At 62.4% G+C, this 19467-nt stretch carries 22 protein-coding genes and 1 tRNA gene; 12 read left to right on the top strand and 11 right to left on the bottom strand.

What is annotated here, in order from left to right:
* Positions 1-29: 29 nt before the first annotated feature.
* The 6 genes from modC to ACIP02_RS26315 all read right to left on the bottom strand — a co-directional run bounded on the left by modC (position 30) and on the right by ACIP02_RS26315 (position 4358).
* Positions 30-1121 (bottom strand): molybdenum ABC transporter ATP-binding protein, encoded by a 1092-nt coding sequence (gene modC, locus ACIP02_RS26340; RefSeq protein ID WP_400622618.1) that lies wholly within the window; start codon positions 1119-1121, stop codon positions 30-32.
* Position 1122: 1 nt separating this feature from the next.
* Entirely contained in the window at positions 1123-1803 is a 681-nt protein-coding gene (gene modB, locus ACIP02_RS26335; RefSeq protein WP_400622616.1) for a molybdate ABC transporter permease subunit, read from the bottom strand.
* A complete protein-coding gene (modA, locus tag ACIP02_RS26330) occupies positions 1803-2561 on the bottom strand; it encodes a molybdate ABC transporter substrate-binding protein (protein WP_400622614.1) in 759 nt (252 codons plus the stop codon). The genes modB and modA overlap by 1 nt, the downstream gene beginning before the upstream one ends.
* A gap of 188 nt (positions 2562-2749) precedes the next feature.
* Positions 2750-3826 (bottom strand): NAD(P)H-dependent flavin oxidoreductase, encoded by a 1077-nt coding sequence (locus tag ACIP02_RS26325; RefSeq protein ID WP_400622612.1) that lies wholly within the window; start codon positions 3824-3826, stop codon positions 2750-2752.
* Between the two features lie 51 nt (positions 3827-3877).
* On the bottom strand, positions 3878-4048 hold the full coding sequence (locus ACIP02_RS26320) for a hypothetical protein (RefSeq protein WP_400622610.1): 171 nt from the start codon (positions 4046-4048) through the stop codon (positions 3878-3880).
* 7 nt (positions 4049-4055) lie between these two features.
* Entirely contained in the window at positions 4056-4358 is a 303-nt protein-coding gene (locus ACIP02_RS26315; protein WP_400622608.1) for a DUF1883 domain-containing protein, read from the bottom strand.
* A 159-nt stretch (positions 4359-4517) separates the two neighbouring features.
* Between ACIP02_RS26315 and ACIP02_RS26310 the strand changes: the two genes are divergently transcribed.
* The 8 genes from ACIP02_RS26310 to ACIP02_RS26275 all read left to right on the top strand — a co-directional run bounded on the left by ACIP02_RS26310 (position 4518) and on the right by ACIP02_RS26275 (position 12110).
* Positions 4518-4877 carry a hypothetical protein gene (locus ACIP02_RS26310; RefSeq protein ID WP_400622606.1) on the top strand — a complete coding sequence of 120 codons (360 nt, stop codon included), beginning with the start codon at positions 4518-4520 and terminating at the stop codon, positions 4875-4877.
* Positions 4878-4954: 77 nt separating this feature from the next.
* Positions 4955-5605: a c-type cytochrome gene (locus ACIP02_RS26305; protein ID WP_400622604.1), complete on the top strand. Its 651-nt coding sequence runs from the start codon at positions 4955-4957 to the stop codon at positions 5603-5605.
* On the top strand, positions 5602-6516 hold the full coding sequence (locus tag ACIP02_RS26300) for a c-type cytochrome (RefSeq protein ID WP_400622602.1): 915 nt from the start codon (positions 5602-5604) through the stop codon (positions 6514-6516). The genes ACIP02_RS26305 and ACIP02_RS26300 overlap by 4 nt, the downstream gene beginning before the upstream one ends.
* A 275-nt stretch (positions 6517-6791) precedes the next feature.
* Entirely contained in the window at positions 6792-7631 is an 840-nt protein-coding gene (gene galU / locus ACIP02_RS26295) for a UTP--glucose-1-phosphate uridylyltransferase GalU (RefSeq protein ID WP_400622600.1), read from the top strand.
* Positions 7632-7822: 191 nt separating this feature from the next.
* Positions 7823-9178: a glutathione-disulfide reductase gene (gene gorA / locus ACIP02_RS26290; protein WP_400622598.1), complete on the top strand. Its 1356-nt coding sequence runs from the start codon at positions 7823-7825 to the stop codon at positions 9176-9178.
* A gap of 320 nt (positions 9179-9498) precedes the next feature.
* Complete coding sequence (gene ahpC, locus ACIP02_RS26285) at positions 9499-10062, top strand: alkyl hydroperoxide reductase subunit C (protein ID WP_003250537.1); 564 nt, start codon at positions 9499-9501, stop codon at positions 10060-10062.
* A gap of 125 nt (positions 10063-10187) precedes the next feature.
* Complete coding sequence (gene ahpF, locus ACIP02_RS26280; protein WP_400622596.1) at positions 10188-11750, top strand: alkyl hydroperoxide reductase subunit F; 1563 nt, start codon at positions 10188-10190, stop codon at positions 11748-11750.
* Positions 11751-11921: 171 nt separating this feature from the next.
* Positions 11922-12110: a hypothetical protein gene (locus tag ACIP02_RS26275; protein WP_400622594.1), complete on the top strand. Its 189-nt coding sequence runs from the start codon at positions 11922-11924 to the stop codon at positions 12108-12110.
* Between the two features lie 4 nt (positions 12111-12114).
* Here ACIP02_RS26275 and ACIP02_RS26270 read toward each other — a convergent pair whose 3' ends face one another.
* The 3 genes from ACIP02_RS26270 to nhaR all read right to left on the bottom strand — a co-directional run bounded on the left by ACIP02_RS26270 (position 12115) and on the right by nhaR (position 15235).
* Complete coding sequence (locus ACIP02_RS26270; RefSeq protein ID WP_400622592.1) at positions 12115-12762, bottom strand: YceH family protein; 648 nt, start codon at positions 12760-12762, stop codon at positions 12115-12117.
* Positions 12763-12947: 185 nt separating this feature from the next.
* On the bottom strand, positions 12948-14159 hold the full coding sequence (gene sstT, locus ACIP02_RS26265; protein WP_400622590.1) for a serine/threonine transporter SstT: 1212 nt from the start codon (positions 14157-14159) through the stop codon (positions 12948-12950).
* Positions 14160-14341: 182 nt separating this feature from the next.
* Positions 14342-15235 (bottom strand): transcriptional activator NhaR, encoded by an 894-nt coding sequence (gene nhaR / locus ACIP02_RS26260; protein ID WP_400622588.1) that lies wholly within the window; start codon positions 15233-15235, stop codon positions 14342-14344.
* A gap of 134 nt (positions 15236-15369) precedes the next feature.
* On the opposite strand from nhaR, the gene ACIP02_RS26255 reads away from it, so the two are divergent.
* Complete coding sequence (locus tag ACIP02_RS26255) at positions 15370-15609, top strand: hypothetical protein (protein ID WP_400622586.1); 240 nt, start codon at positions 15370-15372, stop codon at positions 15607-15609.
* 27 nt (positions 15610-15636) lie between these two features.
* Complete coding sequence (locus ACIP02_RS26250; protein ID WP_400622584.1) at positions 15637-16389, top strand: TerC family protein; 753 nt, start codon at positions 15637-15639, stop codon at positions 16387-16389.
* 134 nt (positions 16390-16523) lie between these two features.
* Here the strand turns inward: ACIP02_RS26250 and ACIP02_RS26245 are convergent, their stop codons facing one another.
* Positions 16524-16703: a hypothetical protein gene (locus ACIP02_RS26245; protein WP_400622582.1), complete on the bottom strand. Its 180-nt coding sequence runs from the start codon at positions 16701-16703 to the stop codon at positions 16524-16526.
* Positions 16704-16869: 166 nt separating this feature from the next.
* Between ACIP02_RS26245 and ACIP02_RS26240 the strand changes: the two genes are divergently transcribed.
* The gene (locus ACIP02_RS26240; RefSeq protein ID WP_400622580.1) at positions 16870-17604 is read left to right on the top strand and encodes a peptidase C39 family protein; all 735 of its coding nucleotides are present in this window, start codon (positions 16870-16872) and stop codon (positions 17602-17604) included.
* Between the two features lie 112 nt (positions 17605-17716).
* Here ACIP02_RS26240 and ACIP02_RS26235 read toward each other — a convergent pair whose 3' ends face one another.
* Positions 17717-19000 (bottom strand): NAD(P)/FAD-dependent oxidoreductase, encoded by a 1284-nt coding sequence (locus ACIP02_RS26235; RefSeq protein WP_400622578.1) that lies wholly within the window; start codon positions 18998-19000, stop codon positions 17717-17719.
* A 201-nt stretch (positions 19001-19201) separates the two neighbouring features.
* Between ACIP02_RS26235 and ACIP02_RS26230 the strand changes: the two genes are divergently transcribed.
* Positions 19202-19278 (top strand) — tRNA-Val (locus tag ACIP02_RS26230).
* The last annotated feature ends 189 nt before the right edge of the window (positions 19279-19467 follow it).

Genomic DNA, 19467 nt, shown 5'->3' with positions numbered 1-19467 from the left:
TCAATGGACAGCGCCCGCGCCCAGGATGCTCAGCCCAGCAGGGCCACCGACTTGATCTGGGCGAACAGCATCTGCCCCGGGTGCAGGCCGAGCTGGTCTGCGGAGAAGCGGGTGATACGGGCGAGCAGGGCGTTGCCGCTGGCATCCAGGCTGATCAGCACATGCGCCGGGTTGGCCGCCGGGCGGCTCTCGCGCACCTGTACCGGCAGGCGGTTGAGGATGCTCGAGGTGCTGTCCGCCGTCAGCGCCAGGCTGACGTCACGGGCCTGCACCTTGACGCGCAGGGTACTGCCCATCATATGCGCCGGGTGGGCGATGCGCAGCAGTGGCCCGCTGGCGCCGGGCAGGCGCAGGTCGAGCAGGTCGTAGTGCGGGTCGTGCCCGACCACCATGCCCTCGAACACCACGCCGGCATCTTCGCCCTCGGCCAGTGGCAGGTCGAGGCGCGCCAGGGTTTCGCCGATCGGGCCGCTGGCGACCGCCTGGCCTTGCTCAAGCAACACCAGGTGGTCGGCCAGCCGCGCCACTTCATCCTGGGCATGGCTGACATACACCAGCGGGATGTCCAGTTCGTCGTGCAGGCGTTCCAGGTAAGGCAGGATCTCGCGCTTGCGCGGCCCGTCCAGCGCCGCCAGCGGCTCGTCCATCAACAACAGCCGAGGGCTGCTGAGCAGGGCACGGGCAATGCCCACGCGCTGTGCTTCGCCACCCGACAAGGTCGCCGGGCGGCGCTCCAGCAAATGCCCGATGCCCAGCAGCTGGCTGGCCTGGTCGAGGCTGACCTTGCGCTCGGCGGCCGCCACCCGGCGCCAGCCGAACTCCAGATTGCCGCGCACCGACAGGTGTGCAAACAGGCTGGCCTCCTGGAACACGTAACCCACCGGGCGCAGGTGTGGTGCCTGGAAATAGCCACGGCTGCTGTCTTCCCAGACTTCGCCGTTGACCTCGATGTAGGCGCTGGCGGCCCGCTCCAGCCCGGCCAGGCAGCGCAGGCAACTGGTCTTGCCGGAACCGGAGTGGCCAAACAGTGCGCTGATACCGCGCCCGGGCAGTTGCAGGTCAACGTCCAAGGTGAAATCGTCGCGCGCCAGGTTCAGGCGCGCCACTATCGATGCAGTCATGTCAGCTCCAGCCAGCTTTGCCGCGGCGTCCGGCGTACAGCAGGAGCAGCACCAGGAAAGAGAACACTAGCATGGCACCGGCCAGCCAGTGCGCTTGCGCGTATTCCATGGCCTCGACGTGATCGAAGATCTGCACCGAAACCACGCGGGTCTTGTCGGGGATGTTGCCACCGATCATCAGGACCACACCGAATTCGCCTACGGTGTGGGCGAAGCCGAGGATGCTGGCAGTGATGAAGCCCGGGCGGGCCAACGGCAGCACTACATGGACGAAGGTGTCCCAGGGGCTGGCACGCAGCGTGGCCGCCACTTCCAGCGGGCGCTGGCCAATGGCCCCAAAGGCGTTCTGCAGCGGCTGGACCACGAACGGCATGGAATACACGGTCGAACCGATCACCAGGCCGGTGAAGCTGAATACCACGGTGCCCAAGCCCATGGCCTGGGTAACCTGGCCGAGCCAGCCGTGCGGGCCTAGGGCGATCAGCAGGTAGAAGCCGATCACCGTCGGTGGCAGCACCAGCGGCAGCGCCACCACCGCGCCCACCGGCCCGCGCAGCCAGGAGCGCGTGCGCGCCAGCCACCACGCGATGGGGGTACCGATGATCAGCAGGATCAGGGTGGTCAGGCTGGCCAGTTTGATGGTCAGCCAGATTGCACCCAGGTCACTGGCATCCAGTGGCATCAGATTTCATAGCCGTAGGACCTGATCACCGCGGCGGCTTTCGGGCCTTTGAGGTATTTGACCAACGCTTTGGCGGCCGCACTGTCCTTGCCTTTGTTGAGGATCACCGCGTCCTGGCGGATCGGGTCGTGCAGGTTGGACGGCACGATCCAGGCCGAGCCATTGGTCACCTTGCCGTCCTTGTAGATCTGCGACAGGGCGACAAAGCCCAGTTCGGCGTTGCCGGTGGAGACAAACTGGAAGGCCTGGGTGATGTTCTGGCCTTCGACGATCTTGCCTTTGGTGGCGTCGGTAAGCGTCAGTTTGTCCAGTACCTGGGTGGCGGCCAAGCCGTAAGGTGCCGCTTTCGGGTTGGCGATGGACAGGTGCTTGAATGCGTTCTGCTTCAGCACGTCACCCTTGGCATCGACATAGCCGTCTTTGGCCGACCACAGGGCCAGGGTGCCGATGGCGTAGGTAAAGCGCGAACCGGGGACGATTTCCTTTTCTTCTTCCAGCTTCTTCGGGGTGGTGTCATCGGCGGCGAGGAACACTTCGAACGGTGCGCCGTTCTTGATCTGTGCATAGAACTGCCCGGTGGCGCCATAGGCGGCGACCAGCTTGTGGCCGGTGTCCTTCTCGAAATCCTTGGCAATGGCCTGGATCGGTGCTGTAAAGTTCGCTGCGACCGCGACCTGAACCTCATCGGCCCAGGCAGTGTTGAAGGCAAACAGGCTGGCCAGGGCAGTGAAGACCAGGTGAGACGGGCGGATACGCATGAAACAGCTCCTTGCGGTTATCGTTATATCTTTAACTATATAGCGATAGGCCATTTGCCGGGAAGGGGCTGGTTGATGCATTTGCAGGCCCGGCCTATTCGCGGGTAAACCCGCTCCTACAAGTTCATCACCGTCCGTTGTAGGAGCGGGTTTACCCGCGAAGAGGCCAGGCCTGTGTATGAAGAGGTCTAACGGGCGACCACATCCAGCGCCTTCGCGGCAATCTCCCGGGTCAACGCCCCAGCCGGCATATGCCGCCCCAACCGCAACGCCTGCCCCGACCACAGGTTACTGAAGTCACTGTTCCCCTGCGCATCGGTGATCGCCCGCAATGGCATCAATGCCCCGCCCGCCAGCGGGAAGCGTGGCGCCAGCGTGCTCATTGGCCCCAGCTCGCGCATGATGCGGTTGTTGATGCCACGCGCCGGGCGGCCGGTAAACAGGTTGGTCAGCGCCGTGTCACTGGCCGGGGCGCTATCCAGCGCCTGGCGATGCGCCGGCGAAACCTTGGCCTCGGGGCAGAACAGGTAGGCGGTGCCGATCTGCACGGCAGATGCGCCCAGGGCAAGTGCCGCCACCAGGCCGCGGTGGTCACCGATGCCGCCGGCGGCAATCACCGGCACGCTGACCGCATCAGCCACCTGCGGCACCAGGGCGAAGGTGCCGACCTGGCTGGTGATGTCGTCGCTGAGGAACATGCCGCGATGGCCGCCGGCTTCATAACCCATGGCGATGATCGCGTCGCAGCCGTTGCGCTCCAGCCAGACGGCCTCTTCCACGGTGGTGGCGCTGGACAGCACCTTGGCACCACTGGCCTTGACCCGCTGCAACAGCTCGGCCTCGGGCAGGCCAAAGTGGAAGCTCACCACTTCCGGGCGCAATTCCTCGACCAGCTGGCAGCTTTGCTCGTCGAAAGGTGCGCGGTTGGAGACGGGTGTAGGCGCTGCAAAATCGGCACCCACTTCGCGGTAGTAAGGTTCCAGCGCCTGCTTCCAGCGGGCATCGCGCTCGGCATCGGGCGCTGGCGGCTGGTGGCAGAAGAAGTTCAGGTTCAGCGGGCGCCCGGGGCAGCCGGCGCGGAATGCGGCAATTTCGGCGCGCACCTGTTCGCCGCTGAGCATGGCGCAGGGCAGGGCGCCCAGCCCGCCGGCCAGGCCCACGGCAATGGCCATGGGCGAGCCGGTCGCCCCCGCCATGGGCGCCTGCAGAATGGGCAGCTCGATGCCCAGCAGGTCGAGGATACGGCGGTCGGGCCAGTGGCTCATTGCGTTTCTCCTTGCGCGGGGCGAACGGTACGGCGGGGCTTGCGGCGGCTGTTACAGGGCCTTGCTGACCTGGATGTCGCTGATCTTCTCGGCGTCTTCACCATGGATCTTGCGCAGGGCTTCCAGGGCTTGTTCCTGCGAGGCATCGGGCATGATCGCGAAATCCCAGCGGCGCTCGCCGTCGAGCTTGTATTTGATGACGTACTTGATGGTCTGGGTCATGGTGGCCTTATCTGAGCTTTGACGACGAACGACGGATGATCTTGATCTTGTGGCTCAAGGTTGGCTTGCGGGTAACCGAGATCGGCCGTGTGGTCACGGTGTCGATAGTGATATTCCAGAAGCCAGTGCTTGGCACGGTGATTTTCGCCGGAAACTGGTCGAAGGCGCCGCCGTGATAGGTGTGACGGCCGCCGTTCTTGAAGCTGCGGAAGTTGGCGTCGTTCATCAGGCGGATGTTGCAGCGCTGGGAGCACTCGATGACGACGATGTCGTCCTCGTTGAGGTGCTCGCGCTGGTGTACGAATTTCATGTGATGCTCCGCAAGGTTTGGTTCAGCAAAGGCAAACGATACCACGATGTGCCGTTACACTGCCGCGCTGTTCGCCAGGCGTAGATAAATCTGCCAAAGCAGGGAGCAAACGCGCCTGGCTGTGGTCCAAACGGGTTCGTAAAGGTTGAGGTGCGGAAGATGAAGTGGATGGTGGCCGCGTTGGCAGTCACGCTGGGGGGTTGTGTCAGTGTTTCCGAGCTGGAGCAATCGCATGCGACCCTGGATGTGATCTCGGGCAAGACCCCGCGTGAATATGCCGATTGCATCAAGGAGCAGCTTGCAGACAGTCGCGATCCGCTGGTGGAAGAAAAACGCGGCGATGGTTTGCGTCTGATCGTACCGCAGAAGCTGACGGCAGGCGCCGGCCCGGCTGCCCTGCTGGATATCGATGAACGCGGCGGTGGCAGCAGCATCAAGCTGTACGAGCGGCTGAACAACTTCCCGCTGCGCCTTGGCGATGTGCGGACGGCCGCCACCCAGTGCATCTCCGGGCATTGATCCAGGGCAACTGATTGCGCTCCATTTGCTTATATGTTTTAGGTCTAAACATATAACAATAGAAATGGAGATTCGTGATGACACCCTTGAGACGCGCGGTGATCGGCAGCTTGCTGATCCTGGCCTGGCCTGTGGCACATGCCGCCGAGGGCCAGAAAATCTTCACCCAGGGCGGGGCCAACCCCGCCGCCATGGCTTGCCTCGGTTGCCATGGCCCGGACGGCAAGGGCATTGCTGCTGCCGGCTTCCCCCGCCTGGCTGGGCTACCGGCGGGTTACCTTCGCAAGCAATTGCATGACTGGCGCAGTGGCAGCCGCAAGCAGGCGGTGATGGAACCGCTGGCCAAGGCCTTGAGCGAAGAAGAAATCGACGCCGTCAGCGCCTACCTCGCCAGCCTGCCGGCAGACCCGTCTGGCGACCTGCGCCGCCAGCAAATCGCCGCTGACCCCACCACTCGCATGGCCTTGTACGGTGACTGGAGCCGGCACATTCCAGGGTGTGTGCAATGCCACGGGCCGGGTGGCGGTGGGCTTGGCGAGCACTTCCCGCCGTTGGCCGGCCAGCCTGCCAGTTACCTGGTGGCGCAGCTCAATGCCTGGCGTGACGGCAGCCGCAGCAATGACCCCAACCAGCTGATGGTCGGCGTGGCCAAGGCCATGACCGATGACGAGATCAAGGCCGTTGCCGAGTTCTTCGCCCGCCCCGTCAGCCAGGAGGTCACGCCATGAAAGCCATGATTCCAGCCTTGTTGCTGCTGGCCATGGGCAGCGCCCAGGCCGCGCCGATCGCCATGGAGGACCAGTCGCAGCTGAAAGTCCCCGGCGTGCAGGCGCCGCCGCAGTTCATGCCGCCTGCTGAAAGCGAGTTGCCAGACAACGCCTTTGGCAAAATGGTGCGCGAAGGCCATGCCTTGTTCGTCGACACCCGTCGGTTGATGCCCGAGGCGGTGGGTAACGGCATGAATTGCAGCAACTGCCACCTCGACCAGGGGCGCATGGCACACTCCGCGCCGCTGTGGGGCGCTTACCCGATGTACCCGGCCTATCGCAAGAAAAACGACAAGGTCAATACCTTCGCCGAGCGTATCCAGGGCTGTTTCCAGTTCAGCATGAACGGCAAGCCACCGGCCGCTGACAGCCCGCAGATGACGGCGCTGGCGGTGTATTCGTACTGGCTGTCGACCAAGGCACCGACCGGTGTGGAGATTGCCGGGCGAGGTTACCCGGACGTGGCGCAGCCCAAAGGCGGTTATGACTTCAAGCGCGGGCAACAGGTTTACCGTGAGCAGTGCGCGATCTGTCACGGTGACAACGGCGAAGGCCAGAAAGTGGCGGGCGAGTACGTGATGCCGCCGCTGTGGGGCAAGGACGCCTACAACTGGGGCGCCGGCATGCACCGTATCAATACTGCGGCGTCGTTCATCAAGTACAACATGCCGCTGGGCAAGCCGGGCAGCCTCAGCGACCAGCAGGCCTGGGACGTGGCCGCGTGGATCAACCGCCATGAGCGGCCACAGGACCCGCGCTTGGTAGAGGGCTCTATCGAGAAGACGCGGGTGAAGTTTCATGCCAATGACGGGGTGAACCTGTATGGGCAGAAGGTCGAGGGGGTGCTGATCGGGCAGGGCACCGGTAGTTGAGGTGTTGGCTGTGCGGGCCCCTTCGCGGCTAAAGCCGCTCCTACAACGATCGGTGTAGGAGCGGGTTTACCCGCGAAGAGGCCCGCACAGGCAACCTCATTTCCCTGTCATCCAACGGTCATGTATGACAGCAATATTTACGATCCCCCGGAACTATCTACACTGGGTTATCTCTATCTTCCCATCGGTCGGCCAGGGGTGGGGCATTGTAAGGTGACTGCCGCCTGATTAGACTGCGCCGAATTCCATAGGCCTAGCCTTTTGTAAGGACGTATATGATCAAGAAATGCTTGTTCCCGGCAGCCGGCTACGGCACTCGCTTCCTGCCTGCTACCAAAGCCATGCCCAAGGAAATGCTGCCGGTGGTCAACAAGCCACTGATCCAGTATGGCGTTGAAGAAGCATTGGATGCCGGTCTGAGCGAGATCTCCATCGTTACCGGTCGCGGCAAGCGCGCGCTGGAAGACCACTTCGACATCAGCTACGAGCTGGAAAACCAGATCAAGGGCACCGACAAGGAAAAATACCTGGTCGGTATCCGTCGTCTGCTCGACGAGTGCTCGTTCTCCTACACCCGCCAGACCGAAATGAAAGGCCTGGGCCACGCCATCCTCACCGGCCGCCCGCTGATCGGCGACGAGCCGTTTGCCGTGGTGCTGGCGGACGACCTGTGCGTGAACCCGGAAGGTGATGGCGTACTGACCCAGATGGTCAAGCTGTACAACCAGTTCCGCTGCTCGATCATCGCCATCCAGGAAGTCGACCCGCAGGAAACCAACAAGTACGGCGTGATTGCCGGCGACATGATCCGTGATGATATTTTCCGGGTGACCAACATGGTCGAGAAGCCTGCGCCGGAAGATGCGCCGTCGAACCTGGCGATCATTGGCCGTTACATCCTGACGCCAGACATTTTCGACATTATCAAGAACACCCCGCCAGGCAAGGGCGGCGAGATCCAGATCACCGACGCGCTGATGCAGCAGGCGCAGAACGGCTGCGTGATTGCGTACAAGTTCAAGGGCCAGCGGTTCGACTGCGGTGGTGCCGAAGGCTATATCGACGCGACCAACTTCTGCTTCGAGAACTACTACAAGACTGGCAAGGCTTACTGATAAAGCCACTGCTTGTATCAAAGCTGATTAACTGGGGCTGCTTTGCAGCCCTTCGCGGGCAAGCCCGCTCCTACATGGAATTGCGTATGCCTCTGGGCTTGCGTCAAACCGGTGGGAGCGGGCAAGCCCGCGAAGGGCCGCAAAGCGGCCCCAGTGCGTTATGCTGGGCGCCTGCCTAGGAGAGTGAATACATGGCCTACGATTTTGATCTGTTCGTGATTGGTGCTGGGTCCGGCGGTGTGCGCGCCGCGCGTTTTGCCGCCGGTTTTGGCGCAAAAGTGGCAGTGGCTGAAAGCCGCTACCTGGGTGGTACCTGCGTCAACGTCGGCTGTGTGCCGAAAAAGCTGCTGGTATACGGTGCGCATGTTGCCGATGAACTGGAACAAGCCGCAGGCTTCGGCTGGACCCTGGAAGAAGGGCATTTCGACTGGGGCACCCTGATCGCCAACAAGAACCGGGAAATCGAACGCCTCAACGGCATCTACCGCAACCTGCTGGTCAACAGCGGGGTAACCCTGCTGCAGGGCCACGCGCGCATGACCGGTGCCAACGAAGTGGAAGTGGACGGCCAGCGTTACAGCGCCGAGCACATCCTGATCGCCACCGGTGGCTGGCCGCAGGTGCCGGACATTCCGGGCAAGGAACTGGCCATTACCTCCAACGAAGCCTTTTACCTCAAGGACTTGCCGCGTCGGGTACTGGTAGTGGGCGGTGGCTACATCGCAGTCGAGTTCGCCGGCATCTTCCAGGGCCTGGGGGCGTCTACCACGCTGCTGTACCGTGGCGACCTGTTCCTGCGCGGCTTCGATGGCTCGGTGCGTACCCACCTGAAGGAAGAGCTGGAAAAACGCGGCCTCGACCTGCAGTTCAATGCCGACATCCAGCGTATCGACAAGCTTGAAGATGGCAGCCTGAAGGCCACCCTCAAGGACGGCCGCGAGCTGGTCGCCGATTGCGTCTTCTATGCCACTGGCCGGCGCCCGATGCTGGACAACCTGGGCCTGGAAAATACGGGTGTCGAGCTGGATGCCCGCGGCTACATCCGCGTGGATGAGCAGTACCAGACCACCGCGCCGTCGATCCTGGCCATTGGCGATGTCATCGGCCGTGTGCAACTGACTCCGGTGGCCCTGGCCGAAGGCATGGCCGTGGCGCGGCGCCTGTTCAAGCCGGAGCAGTATCGCCCGGTGGACTACCAGAACATCCCGACCGCAGTGTTCAGCCAGCCTCCAATCGGCACCGTGGGCCTGACCGAAGAGCAGGCGCTGGGGGCCGGGCACAAGGTGCAGGTGTTCGAAAGCCGCTTCCGCGCGATGAAACTGACCTTGACCGACATTCAGGAAAAGACCCTGATGAAGCTGGTGGTCGATGCCGAGACCGACAAGGTGTTGGGTTGCCACATGGTCGGGCCTGATGCCGGCGAGATCATCCAGGGCCTGGGCATTGCCCTGAAAGCCGGTGCGACCAAGCAGCAGTTCGACGAAACCATCGGCGTGCACCCGACGGCGGCTGAAGAGTTTGTGACCATGCGTACCGTCACCCGCTGATTCCCTGCTTGAATACTTGCCAATGTAGGAGCGGCCTTGTGTCGCGATCGGGCCGCGCAGCGGCCCCTCGATTTAAGCCATGATGCACAAATTGCTGGGGCCGCTGCGCGGCCCGATCGCGACACAAGGCCGCTCCTACAGGTGATCGCGGCAGCCAGCACCCGCGCAATCCTTTGCTCAGCCCATTTCCTTCTATTAATAAACCCCGGTTATAGCCAAAACCAATCGCAAGCATGAGCTTTGCCAATGAGCCTTCAGCGGGATGATTAGTTAGGATTCTATCCATCAACTGATTCCAACCCCATGAAGGAGCGTCTCTCATGCCAATCATCAACAGCCAGGTCAAACCGTTCAACGCCACCGCCTACCACAAAGGCGAGTTCGTTCAGGTCAGCGAAGCCGACCTGAAAGGCAAGTGGTCTGTCGTGTTCTTCTACCCGGCCGACTTCACCTTCGTTTGCCCGACCGAACTGGGTGACCTTGCCGACAACTACGCCGAGTTCCAGAAGCTGGGCGTGGAAATCTACGGCGTGTCCACCGACACCCACTTCACCCACAAAGCCTGGCACGACACCTCGGACACCATCGGCAAGATCGAATACCCGCTGATCGGTGACCCGACCCACGTCATCTCGCGCAACTTCGACGTGCTGATCGAAGAAGCCGGCCTGGCCGATCGCGGTACCTTCGTGATCAACCCGGAAGGCCAGATCAAGATCGTCGAACTGAACGACGGTGGTGTAGGCCGCGATGCTGCCGAGCTGCTGCGTAAAGTGAAGGCTGCCCAGTACGTTGCCGCTCACCCAGGCGAAGTTTGCCCGGCCAAGTGGAAAGAAGGCGAAGCCACTCTGGCTCCATCGCTGGACCTCGTCGGCAAGATCTAAGGCTGTGAACCAGTCGCGGGCGGTAAGCAGCCGCCAAAGCTGAAGTACTTACCGCCCCGTAAAAGCGCCCGGGCGACCTCGCCTGGGCGTTTTTGTATCCGAGTTTTGAAAAAGGAATCGCCCGTATGTTGGACGCCACGCTTAAATCGCAACTGAAAACCTACCTGGAGCGGGTCACCCAGCCGATCGAGATCGTTGCCTCCCTCGACGACGGCGCGAAGTCCCGCGAATTGCACGACCTGCTGGTGGAAATTGCCGGCCTGTCGAACCTTATTACCTTCAGCGCGGACGGCACCGATGCCCGTCGCCCGTCGTTCTCGCTGAACCGCCCGGGGGGCGACATCAGCCTGCGCTTTGCCGGCATCCCCATGGGCCACGAATTCACCTCGCTGGTGCTGGCGCTGCTGCAAGTCGGCGGTCACCCGTCCAAGGCCAGTGCCGAAGTGATCGAACAGATCCAGGCGCTGGAAGGCGAGTTCACTTTCGAAACCTACTTCTCGCTGTCGTGCCAGAACTGCCCGGACGTGGTCCAGGCGCTAAACCTGATGGCGGTGCTCAACCCTAACGTGCGCCATGTGGCCATCGACGGTGCGTTGTTCCAGGCTGAAGTGGAAGCGCGCAAGATCATGGCGGTGCCAAGCGTTTACCTGAATGGTGAAGTATTTGGCCAGGGCCGCATGGGCCTGGAAGAAATCCTCGGCAAGATCGACACCAGCGCCGGCGCTCGCCAGGCGGAAAAGATCAACGCCAAGGACGCTTTCGATGTGCTGGTGGTCGGCGGTGGCCCGGCTGGCGCGGCAGCGGCCATTTACGCAGCGCGTAAAGGTATCCGCACCGGTGTGGCCGCCGAGCGCTTCGGCGGCCAGGTGCTGGACACCCTGGCCATCGAGAACTTTATCTCGGTGCAGGAAACCGAAGGGCCTAAGCTGGCCACGGCATTGGAAGAACACGTCAAGCAGTACGACGTCGACATCATGAACCTGCAACGCGGCGAAGCGCTGATCCCGGCCACCGATGGCGGCCTGCATGAAGTCCGCCTGGCGGGTGGCGCCTCGCTCAAGGCCAAGACCGTGATCCTGGCCACCGGTGCCCGCTGGCGCGAAATGAACGTGCCGGGTGAGCAGGAGTACCGCGGCCGTGGCGTGGCCTACTGCCCGCACTGTGATGGCCCGCTGTTCAAGGGCAAGCGCGTGGCGGTGATCGGCGGCGGCAACTCCGGCGTGGAAGCGGCCATCGACCTGGCCGGTATTGTTGCCCAGGTGACGCTGATCGAGTTCGACAGCCAGCTGCGTGCCGATGCGGTACTGCAACGCAAGCTGCACAGCCTGCCGAACGTGAAGGTGATCACCAGTGCGCTGACCACCGAAGTGCTGGGCAATGGCGAGAAAGTGACCGGCCTGCGTTACAAGGACCGCACTACCGACGAGCAGCACGACGTGGCGCTGGAAGGTATCTTTGTGCAGATCGGCCTGCTGCCGAACACCGACTGGCTGAAGGGCACTGTCGAGCTGTCGCCGCGTGGCGAGATCATCGTCGACGCCAAGGGCCAGACCAGTATCCCGGGCGTGTTTGCGGCGGGTGACGTGACCACTGTGCCGTACAAGCAGATCGTGATTGCGGTGGGTGAGGGGGCGAAGGCATCGCTGGCTGCCTTTGATCACCTGATTCGTACTTCGGCGCCGGCGTAAGCCTGTACTGGCCTCTTCGCGGCTAAAGCCGCTCCTACAACGACCAGCACCGCTTTCGAAGACGGTGCAAGTCGTTGTAGGAGCGGCTTTAGCCGCGAAAGGGCCGGCACAAGCAAAGCATCAACCTCAGGGTGTCTATGCTTACTGCAGACCCCCTCAGGAATCCCTCGCATGACCCTGATCAGCCGCGAACCCTGGTGGCTAGTCCCGCCAAAGCCCGGGCAGGCAGAGCAAGACCTGCACTGGGGCTACCTGGAAATCTACGCCGACGGCCGCGCCGTGTTCGTCGACCAGCGCCCCAGTGACCGGGAGCTGGCCGAGCGCAAAAGCTGCCGCAACTTCTCCGACCCCGAGCCGTAATGGCTCAGCCTTCCAGTTCGGCCAGGCGTGCTTCCAGCGCCGCGATGCGGGCCTCGAGGGCCTCGATACGTTCTTCCGACACATTGCCGCCACTGCTGCGCGCGCCCCCTTCGTGCTGGCGAGCAGCAAGGATCGCCTCGATCTCTGCCGGGTCACCCAGCGCATGGGTGTAGCGGTCTTCGCGCTGGCCGGCCTGGCGTGGCAGGTGCAAAGCCAGGTCACGCGAGATCAGGCGCTCCAGCTGGTGCTGGATCTGCTCGGTATCATCGAAGTCGTGCAGGCGGTTGCTGCGGGTCAGCAGCTCGTTGAGGGTTTGCGGGCCGCGCAGGAACAGCAGGCCCATCAGGATCAGTTGCGCGGGGACCAGTTCCAGTGCCTTGTCGACCCGTTGTTCCCAGCGATCGGCGCGGCTGCCCATCTGCAGGCGGGTCATGTCTTGCCCTTCAAGGGCGCGCAGGGCCTGGCCAACCTGGCCCTGGGTAAGGTTCATCACCGGCTCGCGGCTAGTCTTCTGGTTGCAGGCCAGAACCAGGGCGTTGAGGGTCAGCGGGTAGCTTTCCGGGCTGGTGGCCTGCTTTTCGATCAACGCGCCGAGTACACGGATCTCGACGCTGTTGAAGCGGCCTTCACCTGCGGTTTCGTGTTCTGACATGGCCCTGTCTCATTGCTTGGGAAAGGCCACTAGGGTAGGTAAAGCCACCGTGTAAGGCAATTGGGACCTTGTAGGAGCGGGTTCATCGAGGCGTCGAACCGCCACGAACACCGGCGAAGCCGGTGCCATCTATCGCGTTGCCTGCTTCGCGGGTGAACCCGCTCCCACAGGCGGCCCCAACAATCTCAAACGTTACGCCGCTCTTCCGCTAAGCACGCCGCCGCCGTGAACAGCACATCGGTCGAAGAATTCAGCGCCGTCTCGGCCGAATCCTGCAGCACGCCAATGATGAAGCCCACCGCCACCACCTGCATGGCAATCTCGCTGGGGATGCCAAACAGGCTGCACGCCAGCGGGATCAGCAGCAGCGAACCCCCTGCCACACCCGAAGCGCCGCAGGCGCACACCGCCGCCACCACGCTGAGCAGCACGGCCGTTGGCAGGTCCACCGGAATACCCAGGGTATGCACGGCAGCCAGGGTCAGCACGGTAATGGTGATTGCGGCACCGGCCATGTTGATGGTCGCACCCAGCGGGATCGATACCGAATAGGTGTCCTCATGCAGGCCAAGGCGTTCCGACAACGCCAGGTTGACCGGGATGTTGGCAGCCGAGCTGCGGGTGAAGAACGCGGTAATGCCGCTTTCGCGCAGGCACAGCAGGGTCAGCGGGTAGGGGTTGCGGCGAATTTTCCAGAACACGATCAGCGGGTTCATCACCAGCGCCACGAACAGCATGCAGCCGATCAGCACAGCCAGCAGGTGCAGGTAGCCAAGCAGTGCGTTCAGGCCGGACTGGGCCAGGGTCGAGCTGACCAGGCCAAAAATGCCCAATGGGGCGAAGCGGATGACCACGCGCACGATCAGGGTGACGCCGTTGGACAGGTCGTCGACCACGGTGCGAGTGGTTTCGCCCGCGTGGCGCAGGGCCACGCCCAGGCCGATGGCCCAGGTCAGCACGCCGATGAAATTGGCATTGAGCAAGGCGTTGACCGGGTTGTCGACTGCGCTCAGCAGCAGGTTCTGCATCACCTCGGTGATGCCACCCGGTGCGCTGAGCGTGGCCTCGCCGGTGCTGAGCACCAGCTGTGACGGAAACAGCATGCTGGCGACCACGGCCACCACTGCTGCGGAAAAGGTGCCCAGCAAGTACAGCCAGAGGATCGGACGAATGTGGGTTTCCTGGCCGTGACGGTGGTTGGCGATCGAGGCCATGACCAGGATGAACACCAGCACGGGCGCCACCGCCTTGAGGGCGCTGACGAACACCTTGCCGAGGAAGGCCAGGTCGCGGGCCACGCTAGGTGCCAGCAGGGCCAGGGCGATGCCGGCGAGCAGGCCGACGACGATTTGCGTCACCAGGCTGGTGCGGTTGAGGAGGCGGAAGACAGGGGTCATGTGTAGCGGTATCTCGGCATCTGGAAAGGGCGGGACTTTACCATAGAGCCTTGTAGGGCTGTTCTGGCCTCTTCGCGGGTAAACCCGCTCCTACAAGCAAGTGCACAGGCCTTGAAATGTGCGCTGTACCTGTGGGAGCGGGTTCATCGAGGCGTCGAACCGCCGCGAAAAGGCCCCCTCGGTCACCAATGAAACAACTCCCGCCGCGCCCCCTCGGTAATCGCCACGATCCCCGGGTGCTTGACCTTGCGCTCCACCGAAATGGCGTAGAACGACTCATGCACCGCCTCGGTCTGCCCGATCAGCTGCACGCCATACTGGCGGCACACTTCTTCGGCAATCACACTGGGCGCGACGAAAATGCCGCTGCCCGACTGCCCAAACGCCTGCATCAAGGCGCTGTCGTCGAACTCACCGACAATACGCGGCTGCACCTGCTGCTCGCCCAGCCAGCGCAACAAGCGGCTGCGCACCACGGTTTCCTGGCCGGGAATCAACAGGGGGGCATCCTGCAAGCAGGCCGGGAAGGGGCCTTGGTGACGCTGTGCCAGCGCCGGGGTGGCAAAAAAGCTCAGCCCGCACTCGCCAAGCTTCTGGCTGTAGCCCTTGATGTCCAGGTTGTTGGGCATGGGGCTGTCAGAAATCACCAAGTCCAGGCGCTGGATCGCCAGGTCGCCGAGCAGCCGTTCGAGCTTGTCCTCGCGGCAGTTGATGCGCAGCACGTCTTCCAGTTCCATGGTCGGTGCCAGCAGGCGGTAGACGATGGACTTGGGCACCACGTCGGCCACCCCGACGCGGAACAGGATCTGCTCTTGCGGGCCGGCACGCAGCATGGCCTCCAGTTCGCCGCCCAGCTGGAACATCTGCTCGGCATAGATCAGCGTCTGCCGGCCGGTTTCGGTCAGCTCCAGCTGCCGGCCCACGCGCTGGAACAGTTCCAGGCCGTAGGTCTGTTCGAACAGGGTGATCTGCCCGCTGATGGTTTGCGGGGTCAGGTTCAGTTGTTCGCTGGCGCGGGCGATGCTGCCGGTTTTGGCCACCGCCCAGAAGTAGTGCAACTGCCGATAGTTGAGCATCGGTGCTTTCCGGATTCGTAAAAACCGAAGTATAACCGCTGAAAATACGAATTTTCCTGATGTATTGCCTTGTCTAGAATTCCACTCCATCAGGCGCCCAGTGCGCCACCGGGATATCGACAAGCGAGGAACCCATGCTGTACTTCAAATCCATCGGCACGCCGCTGGTGCTAGCCTTGGCCCTGTTCACCCTGTCCGGTTGCGACCAGGCCGAGAAATCCGCCCAGCAGATGCTCGACCAGGCTGCGCAGTCGGCCAAGCAGGCCATCGATGACACCAACAAGGCGGCCCAGCAGGCGCTGAGCGATGCCATTGGCAGCGAAGGGCAGAAGCCCGAAGACGCCGACAAGAAAGAAAAAAGCCAGGAAATCTGACCCCAACCGCGCTGCAGGATCTGAACAATGGAATATTTGCTGGAACTCGCCGCTAGCCCTACCGCCTGGGTCGCCCTGGCTACGCTGGTGGCCATGGAAGTTGTACTGGGCATCGACAACCTGATCTTCATCTCGATCCTGACCAACAAGCTGCCGGTTGAATACCGCTCCAAGGCGCGACGTATCGGCATCAGCATGGCCCTGGTCATGCGCCTGGCCTTGCTCAGCACCGTGGCCTGGATCGTCCAGTTGACCGACCCGGTGTTCGAAGTGTTTGGCAATGCCTTCTCGTGGAAGGATGTGATCCTGATTGCCGGTGGCCTGTTCCTGTTGTGGAAGGCGACCAAGGAAATTCACGAAAACGTCGACCCGCATGGCGCCAAGGAAGAATCCAAAGTCGGTTCGACGGTTACCTTGGGCTTTGCTGCGGCGATCTTCCAGATCCTGCTGCTGGACATCGTCTTCTCGGTTGACAGCATCATTACCGCCGTGGGCATGACCGAGCACTTGCCGATCATGATCATTGCCGTGATCACCGCCGTGATCGTGATGATGGTGGCCGCCGACCCGCTGGCCAACTTCATCAACGACAACCCGACCGTGGTGATGCTGGCCCTGGGCTTCCTGATCATGATCGGCATGACGCTGATCGCCGAAGGCTTTGGCGCCCATGTACCGAAAGGTTATGTGTATGCGGCGATGGCGTTCTCGACAGTGATCGAAATGCTCAATATCTTTGCTCGCCGGGCGCGACTGAAGCGTGAGGCGGCTGAGGGTTGATGTAGAAGAGTGGGGCGCTTTGCGCCCCATTCGCGGGTGAACCCGCTCCTACAACGACCGCGTAAGCCAGATAGCTACGCGGTCGTTGTAGGAGCGGGTTCACCCGCGAATGGGCCCAAGCAGAATCTGAACGTTCAATGCACCCCGGCATGCCGCCGCGCCCGCCGAACAGGCTGTGGCTTGGCCGGGGCCTGCGGTGGCAGGTGGTGATGTTGTGCATGACGCCGCACGATACGCAGTACACCCCATAACATGGCGGCTGCGACGCTCAGCCACATGCCTACCAACATGAGGATTGCCAGGGTCAGGCTCATCTGTGCCTCCATCTCTACTGCAAGCGCCCAACGGGTTAGCGCTTGCCTTCCAGACACTGCTTTAGTCTAGCCCTTCGCCTGTGACGTTCCATCGAACAAAGGTCTATCTCTAGGTCCGATTCGCTCCTAGCCGTTGTCGGACTATACCCGCGCCGCTGTGGGACCTATGATCGGTGGCCAGAGCCGGGCGCTGCCTGCCTGGCGTTGGAGCAAGCGAGTGTCCATGCAGCAACCTTCCTTCAAGCACCTTCCTCGTCGGCTGCTCGCCGCCTTAATCGTGGCAGCCAGCCTGGCCGGCTGTGCCAGCGCACCGCCTGCCAATCTCAAAGGCTTGCCGCAACGGGTGGAGATCAGCAGCGTGCCGTTCTACCGTGGCAACGCCAACCACAGCGGGGCCATGGCCCTGGCGGCGATGTTGTCGCAACAGGGGGCACCGATCACCCCTGGGCTGCTGGACAAACCCCTGAACCTGCCGCAGGGCGCCGAGGCGCTGGATACGGGTATTGCGCGCGTGGCGCGGGACTACGGCATGGTGGTGTACCCGCTGGACAAACAACTGGATGCGCTGTTGGCCCAGGTGGCCGCGGGCAACCCGGTGTTGTTGCGTTACGAGGAGGGTTCGGCCTGGTGGGGCGAGCCACGTTATGCCGTGCTGATCGGGTATGACCGTTACAAGCAGCGGGTTTTGTTGCGCTCGGGCATGCACCGGCGACAGGTGATGGCATTCGACGATTTTACTTCGGCGTGGGCGAAGCAGGGGAGTTGGGCTGTGCTGGTGCAACCACCGCGACAATTGCCGGCTCAGGTGGATCGCCAGCGCTGGTTGCAGGCGGCGGATGAGCTGTCGCGGGCGGGGCAGGAGATGGCGGCGAAGCAGGCTGTAAATAGCCTGAACAAATGATTTTGCCTGTGCTGGCCCCTTCGCGGGTGAACCCGCTCCTACACAGGTCTGCGCAGTTGCCGCGATCTGTGTAGGAGCGGGTTCACCCGCGAAGAGGCCGAGCCTGCTTACATCAGAAGCCCAGGCGATCGCGCAGGCTGTAATACCAGGCACCCAGGGCGCTGAACGGTACGCGCAGCATCTGCCCACCCGGGAACGGGTAGTGCGGCAGGCCGGCGAAGGCGTCGAAACGCTCGGCCTGGCCACGCAGGGCTTCGGCCAGGACCTTGCCCGCCAGGTGGGTGTAGGTCACGCCATGGCCCGAGCAACCCTGCGAGTAGTAGATGTTGTCGCCAATGCGGCCAACCTGCGGCAGGCGCGACAAGGTCAGCAGGAAGTTGCCGGTCCAGGCGTAGTCGATCTTCACGTTCTTCAGCTGCGGGAAGGCCTTGAGCATCTTCGGTCGGATGATCGCCTCGATGTTGGCCGGATCGCGCGCGCCATACACCACGCCACCGCCGAAAATCAGGCGCTTGTCGCTGGTCAGGCGGTAGTAGTCGAGCAGGTAGTTGCAATCCTCTACGCAGTAGTCCTGCGGCAGCAGGGTGCGCGCCAGTTCCTCGCCCAGCGGTTCGGTGGTGATCACCTGGGTGCCGCATGGCATGGACTTGGCGGCCAGCTCCGGCACCAGGTTGCCCAGGTAGGCGTTGCCGGCGACGATGATGAACTTGGCGCGAATCTTACCCTGCGGGGTGTGCACCACCGGGTTGGCGCCACGCTCGATGCGGATGGCCGGGGTTTGCTCATAAATGATGCCGCCCAGCGACTCGACCGCGGCAGCTTCGCCCAAGGCCAGGTTCAACGGGTGGATGTGGCCGCCGCTCATGTCGAGCATGCCGCCGATGTAGCTGTCGCAGGCAACCACTTCGCGGATGCGCTTCTGGTCCATCAGCTCCAGCTGGTTGTGGCCAAAGCGTTCCCACAGGCGCTTTTGCGACTCCAGGTGGCCCATCTGCTTGCTGGTCAGGGCGGCGAACACGCCACCGTCTTTCAGGTCGCACTGAATGTTGTACTTGGCCACGCGCTCACGAATGATGCGCCCGCCTTCGAAGGCCATGTGGCCCAACAGTTGAGCTTCTTTAGGGCCAACGGTGCGTTCGATGACGTCGATGTCGCGGCTATAGCTGTTGACGATCTGGCCACCGTTGCGGCCCGACGCGCCAAAGCCGACCTTGGCCGCTTCGACGATGCTGACCTTGAAGCCGTTCTCCAGCAGGAACAGGGCGCTGGACAGGCCGGTGTAGCCGGCACCGATGATGCACACATCGGTTTCCACCTCACCCTGCAGCGCCGGACGTGGCGGCACCGGGTTAGCCGAGGCGGCGTAGTAGGACTGGGGGTAGGGGGTGTTAGCCATGCTGCAGGAACCTCGTGTTTTATATTTTTAACGAATGTAGCGATGCTATCAATAATAATAAACACCCGCTAGTCGTCTGGTGAAAATCCTTTACCTGGCCCTGGTCAGTGCTTCTCTATAAAGAGGTTAAGATTCAGTAGGTTAGCGCGAAAAAAACTGTTGACAGGGTTTTTGGAATGCGTAGAATGCGCACCACACGACAGGCACATAGCTCAGTTGGTTAGAGCACCACCTTGACATGGTGGGGGTCGTTGGTTCGAGTCCAATTGTGCCTACCAAATCGAAGAAGGGGTGATCCGCAAGGGTCACCCCTTTTTTCATTGGCGCTTTGTATGGCCTTCAGGGCTGCTTTGCAGCCCATCGCGACGCAAGGCCGCTTGTATGGTGATACTTGAAGGGGTGGTGGGACGAAAAAGCCGATTCTGACTGTTCACAGCAGTACAGACCGTGGGAGATATCGCCCCACC

It is taken from the genome of Pseudomonas sp. NPDC089408 (assembly GCF_044749445.1).
Lineage (GTDB): Bacteria > Pseudomonadota > Gammaproteobacteria > Pseudomonadales > Pseudomonadaceae > Aquipseudomonas.
This window is presented reverse-complemented; position numbering and strand designations above follow the sequence as displayed.

Bases quoted from the DNA above. Each gene is read 5' to 3' on its own strand.
- modC (WP_400622618.1), bottom strand. From the start codon at position 1,121: ATGACTGCATCGATAGTGGCGCGCCTGAACCTGGCGCGCGACGATTTC.
- modB (WP_400622616.1), bottom strand. From the start codon at position 1,803: ATGCCACTGGATGCCAGTGACCTGGGTGCAATCTGGCTGACCATCAAA.
- modA (WP_400622614.1), bottom strand. From the start codon at position 2,561: ATGCGTATCCGCCCGTCTCACCTGGTCTTCACTGCCCTGGCCAGCCTG.
- ACIP02_RS26325 (WP_400622612.1), bottom strand. From the start codon at position 3,826: ATGAGCCACTGGCCCGACCGCCGTATCCTCGACCTGCTGGGCATCGAG.
- ACIP02_RS26320 (WP_400622610.1), bottom strand. From the start codon at position 4,048: ATGACCCAGACCATCAAGTACGTCATCAAATACAAGCTCGACGGCGAG.
- ACIP02_RS26315 (WP_400622608.1), bottom strand. From the start codon at position 4,358: ATGAAATTCGTACACCAGCGCGAGCACCTCAACGAGGACGACATCGTC.
- ACIP02_RS26310 (WP_400622606.1), top strand. From the start codon at position 4,518: ATGAAGTGGATGGTGGCCGCGTTGGCAGTCACGCTGGGGGGTTGTGTC.
- ACIP02_RS26305 (WP_400622604.1), top strand. From the start codon at position 4,955: ATGACACCCTTGAGACGCGCGGTGATCGGCAGCTTGCTGATCCTGGCC.
- ACIP02_RS26300 (WP_400622602.1), top strand. From the start codon at position 5,602: ATGAAAGCCATGATTCCAGCCTTGTTGCTGCTGGCCATGGGCAGCGCC.
- galU (WP_400622600.1), top strand. From the start codon at position 6,792: ATGATCAAGAAATGCTTGTTCCCGGCAGCCGGCTACGGCACTCGCTTC.
- gorA (WP_400622598.1), top strand. From the start codon at position 7,823: ATGGCCTACGATTTTGATCTGTTCGTGATTGGTGCTGGGTCCGGCGGT.
- ahpC (WP_003250537.1), top strand. From the start codon at position 9,499: ATGCCAATCATCAACAGCCAGGTCAAACCGTTCAACGCCACCGCCTAC.
- ahpF (WP_400622596.1), top strand. From the start codon at position 10,188: ATGTTGGACGCCACGCTTAAATCGCAACTGAAAACCTACCTGGAGCGG.
- ACIP02_RS26275 (WP_400622594.1), top strand. From the start codon at position 11,922: ATGACCCTGATCAGCCGCGAACCCTGGTGGCTAGTCCCGCCAAAGCCC.
- ACIP02_RS26270 (WP_400622592.1), bottom strand. From the start codon at position 12,762: ATGTCAGAACACGAAACCGCAGGTGAAGGCCGCTTCAACAGCGTCGAG.
- sstT (WP_400622590.1), bottom strand. From the start codon at position 14,159: ATGACCCCTGTCTTCCGCCTCCTCAACCGCACCAGCCTGGTGACGCAA.
- nhaR (WP_400622588.1), bottom strand. From the start codon at position 15,235: ATGCTCAACTATCGGCAGTTGCACTACTTCTGGGCGGTGGCCAAAACC.
- ACIP02_RS26255 (WP_400622586.1), top strand. From the start codon at position 15,370: ATGCTGTACTTCAAATCCATCGGCACGCCGCTGGTGCTAGCCTTGGCC.
- ACIP02_RS26250 (WP_400622584.1), top strand. From the start codon at position 15,637: ATGGAATATTTGCTGGAACTCGCCGCTAGCCCTACCGCCTGGGTCGCC.
- ACIP02_RS26245 (WP_400622582.1), bottom strand. From the start codon at position 16,703: ATGAGCCTGACCCTGGCAATCCTCATGTTGGTAGGCATGTGGCTGAGC.
- ACIP02_RS26240 (WP_400622580.1), top strand. From the start codon at position 16,870: ATGATCGGTGGCCAGAGCCGGGCGCTGCCTGCCTGGCGTTGGAGCAAG.
- ACIP02_RS26235 (WP_400622578.1), bottom strand. From the start codon at position 19,000: ATGGCTAACACCCCCTACCCCCAGTCCTACTACGCCGCCTCGGCTAAC.